Source organism: Streptomyces sp. NPDC002835, assembly GCF_053591995.1.
This window is the reverse complement of the sequence record NZ_JBSFUW010000035.1, coordinates 1-14,636: the sequence shown is the minus strand read 5'-3', so window position 1 is coordinate 14,636 and position 14,636 is coordinate 1. Positions and strand designations below refer to the sequence as shown.

Genomic DNA, 14,636 nt, shown 5'->3' with positions numbered 1-14,636 from the left:
CCGGACCTATTGGCCATCGACTACGGCTTGAACCCCCACCCGCGCCATGACAAGTATCGGGATGTCGATGTCCGTCGCCAGAACGCCCATGACGAACGGATGTCCTGAGATGTTCCATTCGGATGACACGAGGAAATCAACATCCTCGAACAGGGGCGTCTTCACGTCCTCCATCCGCACCCTCCCTGAGAGATGGTCGATCAACTCCCTGAGAAGTCCTTCATAGACCGGAATCTGCCTTTCGGCTTCCTCCTCGAGCGCTTCGGAACCTCGCTCCTCGATCCCCGAGGGGTCCAATTCACGGAAGGCGATGTCCAGATACCAGTACTCGCCTTCACTCGCCAGGTCGACCCGAAGCGCTCCTGCCCTCCATTGCCTGCAGTAGGGAGGACCGATGGAACCCGCCGGCGACCATCCCAGGGCCTGCATCTGCGCATTGAGGCCATTCAGATCTGCAGGCAGATGTCCCGCCGCCACTGCCGCAATGGTGTCTGCTGCCAGGCGCATGTCACAACCCCGATCCATCCACGTGGTAGACGGCAAGCCTGCCGCTCGCCATCTGCTTCGGGAACCATTCTCGAAGCACAGCGCGGAAGAAGGCTGCTCCCCCGGCATTGGACACGGCGCACCTCACACCCTCGCCACCGAGTCCGGAGTCGAGGTCCAACAGCCCCGCCGGCTTGCTTCTGCTGCGATCCCCGATCTGCCCCTCGCACGGAAACCGCCGGGCACCCTGTGAGGTGCCCGGCGGTGTGGCCCGACCTGCCGGTCAGCCGGTCGGTCCGGTGGGGGCGGGATCGGTCACGCCGCCCAGGGGTCGAGCCCCTGCTCCAGCAGACGCTCCTCCTCGCTCTCGCTCAGGAAGAGCGCGGGATGCCTCCCCCAGAGCGCGAGGTCGCTCAGTGGACATGCCGGGAACTCCGCCCGCAGGACGCGAACGAGGAACTCGACCATCCCGCAGTCGTAGCGGCGCCAGACGCCCTTGCCCCGGTTGTATACGAGAACCGGCCAGGAGGCAGGGTCGTCGCCGGAGGCGTCCCAGCACAGGATGTCCGCGGCGGCATCCGAACCCCAGGCGATCAGCCGAGGCTGCGTCCCTTCGAGTTCGGGCTCCTTCGGAAGATTCGCCCAGGCGTCCTCGGCGGTGAGCGTCTCCACGAGCATGCCGCCGTACGGCGACGTCAGCTCCTCCGCCTTGGGTTCGGGCACCTGGACCTGGAAGAAGTTGTCGATCGCCCCGGGTCCCCACACCTCCATGAAGGTGCGGTAGTCGGGTGGGAACTCCGTGCCCCACGACTGGCTCATGAGGGGCCAGTCGACGGAGGTGTCGGGTGCGGCCTTCGGCGGCATGAGCCTCCGAAGCGCCTCCGGATCAGTCATCGCGGTGGCTCCTTCTGCTTCCTCGAGGCCGTCATTCCATCGATCCCGTCGGCACCTGACGGCCCGTGTTCTGGTCGTTTCTCGGGGACTGCCACAACCGAACGAGGTACGCGCAATCTCATGACCCCATTGACAGAGCGTCGTCCGCCGCAGACCTTGCGGTCGTTGTGGTGCACGGTGCCATGTCGGCGCTGGCAGGGCTGATTCCGCCGGCGGTCTCGTCTCCGGGGGTGTCGTCGCCGGAGTCGAGGGAGGTGGTGGGTATGTCGTCGACGGTGTGCCGGCCGTCTCGGCGGGTGGGGGTGCCGGTACGGCGGCGGCGCGTGAGGGTCTCGGTCATGTGCCAGGTGGTGTGCCGGGTGAGCCAGGACGGGAGGGCTCCTCTGCCGGGCTGGTAGCGGCCGTGCGCCTGCCAGATGGCGCCCCGGCCCTCCCGGACGAGGTCGTCGTGGCAAGGATCATTGGAGGGGAGCATCTGGTGGGCGCGGTAGTGCAGCCAGGCGTCGTACTCGGCGAGGGGGCCTCGTCGGTGGTGGGCTGGTCGCCGTATCCGCCCTTGAGGGACGGGGTAGTCGGCATGTGGCTGGTCCTGGGAGGAGTGGCGGCCGCCGCGCCCAGAGAGTGGGGGCGGCCGCAGTGGGTCAGGAGGACGGGGCGGCGATCATCTGGTGAGCTGGTCCACCCGAAGCAGGTCGTCGGGGCTGATGTGGATCGCGGCGATGTTGGCGAGCCACTGCATCCACACCGGCTCGATGCCGGGCGCAGCCTCGAACTCGGCGTCTGTGATGCGTCCCTGGGCGTAGGCGACCGTCCGGTCTGCCAACTCCTGTAGGGCGTCGGGAGTGATCCAGCGGACGTTCCTCGTCTCGCGGGCGCTCGGGGTGAGGTCGCCGGTGGCGGTGGCCTGGTAGATGGTCCAGTCGTGGCCGGTGCCGCGTGCGCCGGGGAGGCGGCGGCATCGGTTGTCCCGCCAGCATCCGGTGACGTGGGTGAGGTCGGTGACGGTGAGGCTCCGGGGATCCGGCGACGATGTGCTCACCCCCGTCTTCCACCTCGCTGGAGCCCTGAGCTGCAATGTTCTGCCCGCGGTGATGAGCTCGGCGCCGCCGACCACGCCGGCCGCGCTGGCGATGCAGACCGTGCCGAGGGTGGGAACGGCTCCCGCCACGCATCCGCCCACGGAGCCGACCACCAGGGCGGCTCCGCCGAACATGCTGCCGACTCCGCCGGCCATTTCGGCCGCACTGCCAGCGGCGTCCCACAGGGCGTCGGAGTTGTGGTCCGCCCAGTCCAGCGCGTCCGAGCACCAGTCGCAATCCCAGAAGTGTCCGTCGATATCGACCCGGCTGATGGGGTTGCCGCTGGTGAAGGCGTAGCGGTTTCCGGTGTAGGCGTCGCTGCCGAGCCTCATGTCGGCGAGGGCGCCGTTGTACATGTCCCGGGTGGTGAAGCGGTTCAGGCCGGGGTTGTAGTCGCGGAAGCCCATGTCGTACGTCCCCGACTGGGCGTCCCACCGCTTGGCGTTGTAACGATAGGGGTTGTAGGCCTCCTTTGTGGGATCGGCCGCATCCGGCTTGTCGATGCCGGTGAACTCGGCCTCGTCGTCCGAGCCGTAGGCCGTGTAGCCGTATGTCGCCTTCGTGTCGCCATTGGCGTCAGTGAGCGTCTCGACGTCGGTGTGGCTGTTGTAACCGTAGTAGCCGTCCTCCGTCGTGCCGTCGGTGTTGTACTTGACCTGGGAGAGGCGGTGGCCCCACGGGCTGTACTGGAAGGACTTGGTCAGCGCGCCCGCGACCTCTTCACTCAGTACCTCGCCGGAGAAGCCGAGGTAGGTGAAGTCGGTGGTCTTGCCGTCCGCCGTCTTCAACGCGGGGCGGTCCAGCGGGTCGAAGGTGTACGTCGTCGACTTCATCACGCCCGTCTCGTCCCGCTTCTGGGATTCCACGACGTGGTCGAAGCCGTCGTACACGCTCCGCGAGATGACCTGACCGCCGCTGGTCACCGACTCCTGGCGGCCGAACGAATCGTAGTTGTGGCTGGCGGTGACGCCCGACGTGGTCGCGGTCAGCAGCCGGTTGCGGTCGTAGTCGTACGTGGTGCTGGTGCCCTTGACCGTCTGGCTGATGACGTTGGCGTTGTCGTCGTGGACGTAGGTACCCGTCCCCGCCCCGGTGCCGGTGCGTCGGCCAGGAACCGGGTGCCGATGTTCACGCCCTCCGCGCCCAGGGCCGGTGCCGCGGCGATGCCCCGGCCGTCGGCGATGCCGCCGGAGGCGAGGACCGGCAGCGGCCGGACGGCGTCGACGACCTGCGGCACCAGCGCCATCGTGCAGACGTCGCCGCAGAACCCGCCGGATTCGGGGAGCGCCGGGGAAAGGCGCCCCGTCGGCAAGAGGAACACCCTCGCCGGGGTCACCACAACCCAGAACACGGGTGGGCCTCGTCGAGGACATCCTCGCTGAGGCCCACCCGCACGGAGGCGCCGGGACGGCTCTTGCCGTTCGCTACGCCGGGCCGGGAGTCACCCGACTGTTGCTACCGGGCGCTCAGAATTCCTCCTCCTGCCATTCGATGCAGGTTGGAATCCGACCGCCGTTGCCCAGAAATTCCTTGACCGCCTGGCGGACAAGTTCGATGGGAATTTCCGAGCCGGCCATGAACTCCCTCGAGTGACCGAGGAGCATGTACTCGACCACTCCGCGGTCCATTGAACCCTTCGACGCGAAGTTGCCGTCCTCCGCGAGGGCCAGGACGCCCACCTGGGCAACCTTGTCGAGCCCGACCGCCAACTCGTGATCTCGGTACCCCGATGGCAGCGGAGGGCGATCGAGTGAATAGACCACGGCACAATTCCGGTCATGCCGCTCATTCAGCAGGGAATCGATGAATGAATCCACGTCATCTGCACTGGTGAGTAGAGCGGGAGTCCTGGTGTGCTCGGGCTGAAATGCCACCTCGAGCCCCTTGGTCGTCATACAAGGCCTCCGAACAGTTTGCTTGTCATCTCACCTGTCATTTCGTCCCGCCAGTGCACCCGCAGCGTCTTGCTGCCCAGCAGCGAGTCCAGCGTATTCATGCAGGAAAGGGCAGGTGCCGCCTTCATGCAGGGCCCCGATTGATTGTTGATCACCAACTCCGCGTGATCAACATTTCGCTGCCCCATCATGTGGACCACCTTCATCTCGACGTGGTCGGCGTCCCCCCAAGTGCTGTTGCCCCACTTGCCCAGCTCCCTGAGCCGGTCGCTGATGGAACGCTTCGCCGCCCTGGTCAGGGCATCGCTGCTCTGGCCGCTGACTATGGTTTCGTCGCTGAGCGAACTACGCCCCCGCGTCGGCCCGCTGCCACCCGGCCGAGAAGGGAGCTTCGCCAGCTCACACTCGGGATCGAAGTTGTGGACGAGTACCGCAGCCGAGCCGACCACCACGAAGTACGTGTGCTGGCCGTCAACCGTCAGGTTGTGGACGCGCTGGGTCCGGTGGGCTTCGTCGATCGCGGTGATCTGGACCCAGGTGCCCGCAGACGTCTGGAGCCACATACCGGGCTCGAGATGATCCGCGTTGACCCACTTGCCGAAGTCGGGCAGCCAGAACGGGTGCTCGTCGGTGGCGGTGATGGTCTCGGGCTTGGCGTCGCCGTCCTTGCCGTCGGGGTCGACGGTGAGGGTGATCAGGTGCTTGACACCGCTGTGGTCACGGGTGTCGGTGATCTGGCGGGCCTGCAGGTTCCCGGTCTCCGGGTCGGAGGCCAGGACGTACTCGCCCTCCTTCAGGTCCTCGATGTTCTTCGTGGACCCGTCGGCCATCAGCACCTTGGTGCCAGGGACGAAGCTGTTCTTCTTCGGCTTGACCTTGCAACTGCCGCCCTGCTTCTTGGGGGCAGGCTGGTCCGCGGTCTTCTTCGGCTTCGGCTTGGACGTCTTGGGCTTGGCCTTAGGGGCGTTCTTGGTGCCGCCCTTCACCGCGTCCGCGGCCTTCGCGCCCTTCTTCGCCCACTTCGCTGCCGTGGCTGCCGCGCCCACGCCAGGGATCGCCGCCGCCATCGACAGCGCCGCGTCCGCGTAGTTGCCCTCGGCGGCGTACCAGACACCGTTCGCGACGTCCGCGACCTCGCCGATGACCGGGACCATGCCCGCCACGTCGGGGGCCGCGTGGCCAGGGTCATTGCGTGAAGGCGGTCGGTCCGGTTCGTCGGTCTCGGGTGTGACGTGACGTCATGTCCCGGCTTGGGATGAGAAGAGCCCGGGGAGCAGAGCAGGCACGGCGCCGGTGATCATGTGGTTGTCGAGACCCATGAGAACCGAGCGAGACCGTGCCTGCCCGAACATCATCGCCCATGCCCGCAGGGCTGGAGCAACTGGCCCTTCCGAATGCCCGGACCGCCGCGGAGGACGCCGCTGACCTGCGTCGTTTCCTGGTACTGGTGCCCGATCCTCGCGGACGAAAGGGGCGACGGTATCCGCCGGACGCGATGCTATGCGCGGCCGCGGCGGCGGTCCTGACCGGTGCCCGCTCGCTCATCGCGATCAGTGAATGGATCACAGATGCGCCGCAGCACGTCCTGGGACTCCTCGGCTTTCCGGCCGACCCGCTCACCGGCCTCCGGGCGGTGCCACACGCCGCCACCGTCCGCCGTCTGCTCCAACGCGTCGACGGCGATGCGCTGGACGCGGCCATCGGCGCATACCTGCAGGCCAGAACCCCACCACCGGCGCCACCCGAACCACCCCCGAAACGGCCGGCCCTGCGAGCTATCGCCGTCGACGGCAAAACCGTACGAGGCTCGCGCACCCAGACCACGACCGCGATCCAGCTGCTGGCCGCGATGGACCACCACGGCGTAGTCCTGGCCCAGCGGCAGATCGCCTCCAAGAGCAACGAAATACCCGCCTTTCAGCCCCTGTTGAACACCATCGATTTGGAGAGCGCCGTGCTGACCGGCGACGCACTGCACACCCAGCACGGCCACGGCGCCTACCTCCGCGAGCGCGGCGCCCACTACCTGGCCATCGTCAAGAAGAACCACCCCAGCCTGTATGCGCAGGTCAGGAAGCTACCCTGGGCCGAGATCCCGCTGGATCACCACACCCGCGACCGGGCTCACCACCGTGATGAGATCCGCCGACTCAAGGTCGCCGCGTTCCGCCGCATTGACTACCCCGGCGCCCGCCAGGCGGTCCAAGTCGTGCGATGGCGCCGCGATCTCGGCACCGGGAAGCTGACGATCGAGCGCGTCTACCTGATCACCAGCCTGGACGTCTTCGACGCCACCCCAGCCGAGCTCGCCGCCTGGATCAGAGGCCACTGGGGCATCGAGAACCTCCTGCACCACGTACGGGACCGGTACCTTTCGCGAGGACGACTCCAAGGTCCGCACCGGGACCCTGCCCCGCACCAGGTGCTGGTGCTGCACGGAATTGAGCAGCAGGGTCAAGGATTGAGGCCAAAGCACTGAGGTCCCATCGATCTGATCGATGGGACCTCAGTTGATTTCATTCGCGGGATCTCACTGAGTGAACGCCCTCAGGGCTGACGAGATCTGGCTGCTGTATTCGTCGCAGGTAGCCTCCAGCTGGTGACCAACCGCAGAACCGAGCAGATCCTCGCTTGCTGAAACAGCAATGATGGCCGCATGGCAGGCACCCTCGATCTCAAGGTTCCTCGTGCCGAAATAGCCCATCCCATAGACGCGAAGGTTGTCTGCGACGCGAGCAAGGTAGCGCTGACGAAGCTCATCCCCCTCGACCACGGTGAGAGAGTCATCCATGTATGAGTCGAGGTATACGGCCATCTCTCGTGCAAGGCTGATGGCCCTATCGGTTTGAACCTCGCTCATCTCCCCCAAGGATTCCCCGAGCATGAGCCAGCCGTTGATGGCCTCCAACTGGAAGCTCTCGACGAATTCAGGCTCGATCTCGGACTCAAACAAGGGTGCGGAACAGAGCTCTGCGATTGCATGCCCAAGGTCCTCATTGACCTCGCCATCCAGTCGCGTGGCTCCCTCGCGGAGCACGGAAGTGAGAGATGCGGAATCTACTCCCCACTCTACGGGCATCGCGATGTCGAGCAACGGCGCCTGCAATCTGCGCAGGGCCAGGTACGCGGCCTGGTGACGCTGCTGCCGAGTCATGGCGCGGATCTGGGCTGACAGCGTTTCGTCATCCGCCCAGTCTGGCTGATTCACCAATTCAGTCACCGATAGCCCATCGTTGTGTGGTGGACGGCCGTCACTTCCGCACGGGCTATTGGTCGCGACGATGATGTCCTTGCGCTTCAGGAATGCAACAGGCGGTACTGCCGGGCCAACGCCCGGCAGTACCGCCTGCATCTATTTCACCGCGGCCAGAGGCCTAGTCGCGGCAGAGGTACAGCGAAACCCTGATGGGGGTGTCATCGGGATCGAAATGCTCGAGACCCAGGATCACGTGCATTTCGGCGACCCTCCAACAGCCGACCCAAACGAATGCGAAGTAATCGCTGTCGAGGATCAGACCTTCTGACTCCACCGAGAACTTCGCGCCCATGAGAGAAGTAAGCCGGTCTGCCAGCTCGCGGCAATCACGGCTCTTTTCCTCATAGTCCCCAGTGACGTCGCTGACGTATTCGGGGGAGTCCCAATCGACCGGCCACTCCTGCAGTGTGACGCCGAGCACCGTCAGGTCATCATAGTCTTCGATGCCCAAACGGAGGCCCTTCCGCGTCAAACGCTTCGGGTACGGCAGGGATACCGAGCCGGCAGGTTCCCAGCCAGACTGAACGAGTTCAGAGGAAACCCGCTCCGCATCCCACGGAGATTCGAACCGCGCAGCCAGCTCAACGAGCTGGAGAGCATGATCCAAATCGACATCAAGCATCAACTTCTCCCTCCGAAAGGAACATGGTAGACCGCAAGTGCACCGGTTTCCAACTCCGCCGGGAACCACTCCCGGAAGACCGCTCGATAGAAGGCGGCACCACCTTCGCTCGAAACTGCATACCGGACGCCCTTGCCACCCAGGGCATTGTTCAACCCCAAGAGGCGCTGCGCCTGATCAATCGCGGTGCTTTCCTTGAAGACCGTGTTCGCATGCAGTGGATTGTAGATGCTGCCGTTGAATCCTCCAGGAGTCGAGGGCCCGGCAAACTTCGCTTCGGTGATGAATCCGTACTGGTCCGGACCACCGTCTACCTTGACCAGCCTTCCGTTGTGCTGCCACCACTGCTCCACGTCTGTACCGGTGACGTACTTCTGGTACCGGAATCCGACGTTGGCCTTCATCTGCTTGGCAGAAATCGGGTACAAGCCCTTGAAAACCGGGGTCGCTTCGGCCAGCTCGTCAAAGTACTTGGCACCCTTCAGCAGCTTCCCCGCACCAGGGAACACCGCCGCTGCAGCCATCGTGCACTGCCACGCCGACGGGGAGCTCGTGCACCCCTCGACATCAGCGAACCCGGACAGTTCCTTGACGAAGTCCCAAGGGTCAACCCAGTTCTCGAGGCCCGTGGAGCCGTCGTGGTACTGGACGTTGAACTCGAGCTTCTCCGGGTCGGGGATGACCGGGGCGCCGTCCATGCGGTACTGGCTGCGTGCCTGGCAGCCGGCGTCGCAGGACTCGTGCCCGTCCCGGTCGACGTTGTTGACCGGGTTGCCGCCGGCGAAGCCGTAACGGTTGCTGTTGGCGGCCCCGGCACCCAGGCTCATGTCGGCCGCGGCGCCGGCGTACGAGTCGCGGCTGATGAACCGGTTGTGCTCCGGGCTGTAGTGCCGGAAGCCCATGTCGTACGTCTCCGACTGGGCGTTCCAGCGCTTGCCGTTGAAGCGGTAGGGGTTGGTCCCCTCGTCGTCCGGCGCCGTAATGCTGTCCAGGCCGGTCCATTCGTCCCTGACGTCCTGGCCATATGCGGTGTAGGCGTAGGTGGACGTGGGAGTGTTGGTGTACGAGGTGAACGTCTCGACGTCGCCGTGGCTGTTGTAGCCGTAGTAGCCGCTCTCGCCGTTCAAGTGGTTCAGCTGGGAGAGGCGTTCGCCTCCCAGGCCGAACTGGTAGGTCCTGGCAAGGGTTCCGTCGAGCTCCTCGCTCAATACCTCACTGTCGAGGCCCAGGTAGTTGTACTCGTAGGTGACGGCGTTGTTGATCCGCTTCTCGACCGTGCGGTCGAGTGCGTCGTAGCGGTAGTCGGTCGTGTTGGTCTTGTCGCCCGCCTTGCGGACCGTGCCGATGAGCCGGTCGAAGCCGTCGAAGGTGTTCGTCTCGACGGCCGCGCCACCGTTTTCGGTGACGGACTTCATCCGGCCGAAGGTGTCGTAGTCGTAGATGGCCGAGGAGTCGACCAGGTTCGAGGAGGAGCTCAGCCGGTTCTTGTTGTAGTAGAACTCGGTCAGATCCGACTTCTGGAGGAAGAACTGCTTGGTGACGTTGGAGTTGTCGTCGTGCCAGTACTGCTCCGTCCGCGGCTTGTTGCCGGTCTTGTCCAACTCCTTGATCCGGTCGACCGGGTCGTAGGTGTAGTTGGTCACGGAGTTCCGGAGCCCGTCGCCGTCACCGCTCAGCAGCGACGCCGTGTCCTTGCTCTTGCTGCCGTTGGCGTCGTACTCGTAGCCGTGCGACGAGACCAGTGCGCCTGAGAGGTTCTTCTCGGTGCTGGTCTTGACGGCGCTGTTCGCGTAGTAGGTGTAATCGACGGTGTTGCCGTTGCCCTTGGTGAGCGTGGCGCGCTGACCGCGATCCGTGTACGTGAACTGCGTGATGTCCGGCTGAGGGTCGGTCGGTACCTGGCTGGCCGTGACCTTCTTGAGCAGGTTGCGCAGGTCGTACTCGTACTTCGAGTTCTGCTGGGGATGGCTGACGGTGTCCAGCTGGCCGCTGGCGTCGTAGGTGTAGGAGGTGGTCTGCGGCGTCTGGCCGGTGAGCGACTCCGTGACCTTGTCCACCTGGTTCAGACCGGTGTAGGTCATGGTGTACGGCGTGCTCGTGGTGCTGCCGACCGTTTCACCGATCTTGAGCATGTTGCCGTTGAGGTCGTAGTCGTAGGCGTACGACCTGTCCGCGGAGGGGTCTCCGGCGGCGTCTGTTCGGCCCTTCAGAGAGCCGTCGGGGTAGTGCGACCAGCCCATGGTCCGCGTGGACGTGCCGTTGTCACCGGTCAGCGTCCGCTTCTCCTGCTGACCGACGTTGTTGTAGTCGTAGGCCGTCTTGATGTTCCACGCGTCGGTGGAGGACTTGATCCAGCCGTTGTCGAAGTAGGTGTAGTCGGTGTCGATGCGCGCCGGATCACCCGCCGGCGGCAGCGACGTCTTCTTCACCCGGCCTACCTCGTCGTACACCGTTTCGGTGTAGACATCCGCCTTGTTGTGCTCGGAGTCCGCCGGGTCGTACGGCTGGAACTGCTTGACCGGCCGGTTGAGCTTGTCGTACTCGGTACGGGCCGCGAAGTCCACGTCCGTGCCGGTGGTGGCGGTGCCCCGCGGCGTCTCGACCTTGATGGTGTTGCCCACCTGGTCGTACTGGAAGCGGGTGGTACGCACCGTGGTGCCGTCGTACGGCACCTTGACCTCGAAGGTCATGCCCCGCTCGTCGGGGACTATCTGGGTCTTGTTCCCCTCCTGGTCGATCGTCGCGACGACGATCGAGTCCTTGTCATACTGCGTGGTGGTGAACTTGCCGGCCGCGTCGATCTGCTTGACCGGCCGGTGGTCGAAGTCGTACTCCGTCTTGCCGGTGTAGTCGGTGGTGTCGGCCGTCGCGTTCTTCTTCGGGTCGATCACCGTGACGACATTGCCGCCGTTGTCGTACTCGTAGGAGACCTTGTCGGCCTTGGCGTTCACCACCGACACGAGCTGGTAGATCGCGTCGTAGTTGTTGGTGGTGACGTAGTCCGTGGCGTCCGCAGTGGTCGCCACGCCCTTCGGCTCGGTCGTCGTCCTGAGGTTGCCGACCTTGTCGTAGGTGTAGGCCGTCTTGCGCTCTGCGGTCAGGTTGTTCGCCGGCGCGGTCGCCGACGTCACCTGGTCCATCGGGTCGTACGCCGCCTTAGACACCGCGTTCGTCGGTGACGTCGACTCCGTGATGTTGTCGTTGGCGTCGTAGACCGGTGCCGGGGTGGTGATGTAGACGCCCGCCGCCTGGTCCTTCGGCACCTTGCTCACCAGCGGACGGCCGTACGTGTCGTACGTCTGCGTGGTCTTCTTGCCCAGCGCGTCCGTGACCTGGGTGACCTGGCCGCGCTCGTCGTACAGGTACGACGTCGACTTCTGCAGTGCGTCGGTGATGGTCGCCGGGTACCCGGTCGGACCGAAGTTGCTGTTGGTCGTCGGGTTGCCGTTGGCGTCGGTCGCCTTGGTCAGCTGACCGTAGCCGTCGTACTCGTACTTGCTGGTGTAGTCGTCGACCGTGGCGGTAGCGACGCCCTTGGGGTCGGTGACGGTCTTGAGGTTTCCGAAGGAGTCGTAGCCGAACTGCCACTTGCGACCCTCGGGAGAGGTCTTGGTGAACAGGTCGGCGGAGTACCCGTCCAGACGGGTCTGGTACTCGTACTTCTGCGCGTTGGCCGGGTAGGTGCCAGGGGCGCAGTCCGAGGACGGCGGGACCCCTGCCTTGTTGTTCTCGGCGTCACGCGACCACAGCGGGTAGCCCGTCTTCTGGTCGTAGCAGTACGCGCTCTTAGCTCCGTTGGCCTCCTCCAGGTACGTGACGTTGTTGTCCGCGTCCCAGCTCATCTTGATGGTCTGGGACTTGGCATTGGTCGTCTGGACAGGGCGGGCGAAGTCGTCCGTCACGTATTTGGTGGTGTGCGCCTCCGCGTCCGTCACCGTGGTGTCGACGAACTTGGTGTTGCCCGCGTTCACCGCATAGGCGAAACCGGTGTTCCCATTGAGACGGTCGGTGATCGTCTTGGTCCACCAGTGGTACTTCGGATCGTCACCGGCCTGCGGCGCGTAGTACGCCATGTTGGTGGCGTTGCCGCGCGGGTCGGTGGCCTTGACCAGCTTGACGTTCTTGTTGCCCTGCGTGGCGTCGTAGGTGAACTTGAATACCTTGGGCTGCGCGGAGCCGTCACCGTCGGTGAACTGCCCGAGCAGGCCCTTGTCGGTGTAGTAGAACGAGATCTTGCGACCGGAGATGTCCGTCATGGACTTCACGTGGTCGTAGATCTTGGAGTTGGTCAGGTTGGTGCCGGTGACCTTGGCGCCGGTTGCGTCGATGTAGTCGTAGGACGCGTCACCCTTGTTGAAGTAGGTGACGGTCAGCGACTGCCGAGCGGCCGGGTCGGTGATGTACTTGAGGAACTTGGTCGGCTTGTTGTTGGACTTGCGCTCCTCGTAGGTGAACGTCTGCGTGTTGCCGTTCTTGTCGACCGTGGAGGTCATGTAGCCGTCGCAGCCGAACAGGAAGCGAGTCCCGTCGGGGCGGGTGAGCGTCCAGGCGTCCGGGACCGGGTCCTTGGAGGGCTTGCAGTCCAGGCCCGACTTCATCGTGACCTTGTAGTGGACACCCGCCGGGGCCTTCCACGAGCCGTCGGGCTGCTTGCTGAAGACGTGCGTGGTGCCGTCACCGTCCGGGAGACGAATCTCCGTCGGGTTCGGGTTGGGGTGGAAGTCCAGCGGCGCGCCGAGCCGGACCGGCCCCGCGGCCTGGAACGACCAGCCGTGACCGGCGACGGTGTCGGACGTGTCCAGCGAGTTGTACGCGAACCGGGCGAAGGTGCTCAGGCCCCGGCCCGGGTTGGTGAACGCGTTGTACGACCAGACGCTGTTGCCCGCCGCCAGGTTGTTCATCACGGTGGAGCCGGCGCCGGTGTTCTTGCCGGTGTAGGAGTAGAACTTCTCCAGTCCGAGCTGGTTCGACGTCGGGTCCTCGACCGCCACGTTCTGCTTCAGCGCCGGGATGCCGCCCGTACCCGCCGACAGCCAGCTGCCGTCCGAGACCTTGCGGACGTCCCAGCCGAGCACGTACTCGCCCCGCTTGTTGCCCGAGTCGGAGTTGATCGGGGTGGCGACCTTGGCCTGGATCGTGGCCGACTTGCCCGGCAGCAGGGCCGGGATCGCCGTCTTCAGCTGGTTGCCCCCGGTGGTCACGTCCGTGCCGTCGGGGAGCTTCCAGGTGTAGGACAGCTCGCGCTCGCCCGCCGCCCACGCCGAGGACGTGGTGTTGGTGACCGTGAAGTCCACCGTGTAGGTGGTGTTCGGGGTCATCCGGGACGGGGTGGTCGGGGCGTAGTACGTCGACTGGGTGGTCGAGTCGACGTAGATGACCTGCATGTACGGGCGCAGCTGCGGGTCGGCCGCCTCCGCCGACAGGAACAGGGAGCGTTCCTGCGGTCCGGTGGAGGACTCGTCCTTCAGCTTGACCGCGACGCCCTTGTTGCCGGCCGGGGTCTTCACCCAGCTCTGCATCAGGCTGGTGGCGTCCCACCAGTGGCGGCCGACGTCGGACATGTTGGCCACGGTGTCGGAGACGGTGGCGGACATGTCACCGCCGGCGCTGGTCCAGGCGGTGGTGGAGGTGGCGTTGTTCCAGGTGGCCTGGGTTTCGGAGAAGTCCCGAGTCAGCGGGTGGAGTTCGTAGATCGCTCCGCTGCTGTCCGTGGTGGTCTCGGCGCCCCACATGTACATCCGGTTGTTGAGCACCGTGGCGGTGGCCGGGATGTCGCTGGTGGGGAACTTCAGCACGGCGCGGGTCTTGCCGTAGGTGCCGGAGTTGTTGCCGACGCTCAGCCACTTCTGGCCGACGCCCCAGGACTGGATGGTGTCCTGGTTGGTGGTCGGCTGGGCGGAGGAGAGGGTGGTGTCGGTGACGCCGCCCTGGCTGCCCTGGATGATCTTCGTCGTCCGGCCGGCCTTGGGGATGCCCACGACCCGGGTCGGGGACCCGAGCAGGTCGCCGTCCTCGGTCTTGACCGCGATCTGGTAGTAGTACGACTTCCCGATCTCGCTGGACGAGGAGTCGGGCGTCGGGACCGCGGTGGTGTCGGTGTACGCGGTGGCGCTCTTGTCGATCGGCGCGATCAGGGTCGCCGCGGAGGGCGTGAAGTCCTGGCGCGTGGAGCGGTGCAGCTGGTACTCGACGATGTCCGCGCCCGCGTCGCCGCCGGTGTTCTTGTACGCCGGCCAGTGCAGCTCGGGACCGGTGGAGTGCACCACGGTCGGCGAGTCGAGCGCGGTGCCGACGCGGCCCCAGGTCACGGTCAGGCGCGGGATGCTCGAGGTCTCGCCGCCGTAGTAGCCGTCACCGGCCTCGTAGCGGGGGCCGCCGAGCGGGCCGGTGGACGACTCGTCCGC

Annotated in this window: 10 protein-coding genes and 1 pseudogene; 1 reads left to right on the top strand and 10 read right to left on the bottom strand. The window is 65.4% G+C overall.

Annotation, left to right across the window (positions count from 1 at the left end):
- Positions 1-6: 6 nt before the first annotated feature.
- From ACWD01_RS29055 to ACWD01_RS29025, 7 genes and pseudogenes are all read right to left on the bottom strand, one after another.
- Complete coding sequence (locus tag ACWD01_RS29055; RefSeq protein WP_451165806.1) at positions 7-507, bottom strand: hypothetical protein; 501 nt, start codon at positions 505-507, stop codon at positions 7-9.
- A 294-nt stretch (positions 508-801) separates the two neighbouring features.
- Positions 802-1,380: a hypothetical protein gene (locus tag ACWD01_RS29050; protein ID WP_451165805.1), complete on the bottom strand. Its 579-nt coding sequence runs from the start codon at positions 1,378-1,380 to the stop codon at positions 802-804.
- A 118-nt stretch (positions 1,381-1,498) separates the two neighbouring features.
- Positions 1,499-1,930: a sigma factor gene (locus tag ACWD01_RS29045; protein WP_451165915.1), complete on the bottom strand. Its 432-nt coding sequence runs from the start codon at positions 1,928-1,930 to the stop codon at positions 1,499-1,501.
- Between the two features lie 774 nt (positions 1,931-2,704).
- Positions 2,705-3,562 (bottom strand): annotated as a pseudogene (locus tag ACWD01_RS29040) (RHS repeat-associated core domain-containing protein); the annotation flags it as partial.
- A complete protein-coding gene (locus tag ACWD01_RS29035; RefSeq protein WP_451165913.1) occupies positions 3,445-3,780 on the bottom strand; it encodes a nitronate monooxygenase in 336 nt (111 codons plus the stop codon). The pseudogene ACWD01_RS29040 and the gene ACWD01_RS29035, both read right to left, overlap by 118 nt.
- 145 nt (positions 3,781-3,925) lie before the next feature.
- On the bottom strand, positions 3,926-4,354 hold the full coding sequence (locus tag ACWD01_RS29030; RefSeq protein ID WP_451165804.1) for an Imm1 family immunity protein: 429 nt from the start codon (positions 4,352-4,354) through the stop codon (positions 3,926-3,928).
- Entirely contained in the window at positions 4,351-5,508 is a 1,158-nt protein-coding gene (locus tag ACWD01_RS29025) for a polymorphic toxin-type HINT domain-containing protein (protein ID WP_451165802.1), read from the bottom strand. The genes ACWD01_RS29030 and ACWD01_RS29025 overlap by 4 nt, the downstream gene beginning before the upstream one ends.
- A 206-nt stretch (positions 5,509-5,714) precedes the next feature.
- On the opposite strand from ACWD01_RS29025, the gene ACWD01_RS29020 reads away from it, so the two are divergent.
- Positions 5,715-6,833: an ISAs1 family transposase gene (locus ACWD01_RS29020; protein WP_451165800.1), complete on the top strand. Its 1,119-nt coding sequence runs from the start codon at positions 5,715-5,717 to the stop codon at positions 6,831-6,833.
- Between the two features lie 51 nt (positions 6,834-6,884).
- Here ACWD01_RS29020 and ACWD01_RS29015 read toward each other — a convergent pair whose 3' ends face one another.
- The 3 genes from ACWD01_RS29015 to ACWD01_RS29005 all read right to left on the bottom strand — a co-directional run.
- Positions 6,885-7,706: a hypothetical protein gene (locus tag ACWD01_RS29015; protein WP_451165799.1), complete on the bottom strand. Its 822-nt coding sequence runs from the start codon at positions 7,704-7,706 to the stop codon at positions 6,885-6,887.
- Between the two features lie 22 nt (positions 7,707-7,728).
- Positions 7,729-8,232, bottom strand: a complete 504-nt coding sequence (locus ACWD01_RS29010) for a hypothetical protein (protein ID WP_451165797.1) — start codon at positions 8,230-8,232, stop codon at positions 7,729-7,731.
- On the bottom strand, positions 8,232-14,636 hold a 6,405-nt coding region (locus tag ACWD01_RS29005; protein WP_451165795.1), incomplete at its 5' end, for a DNRLRE domain-containing protein. The genes ACWD01_RS29010 and ACWD01_RS29005, both read right to left, overlap by 1 nt.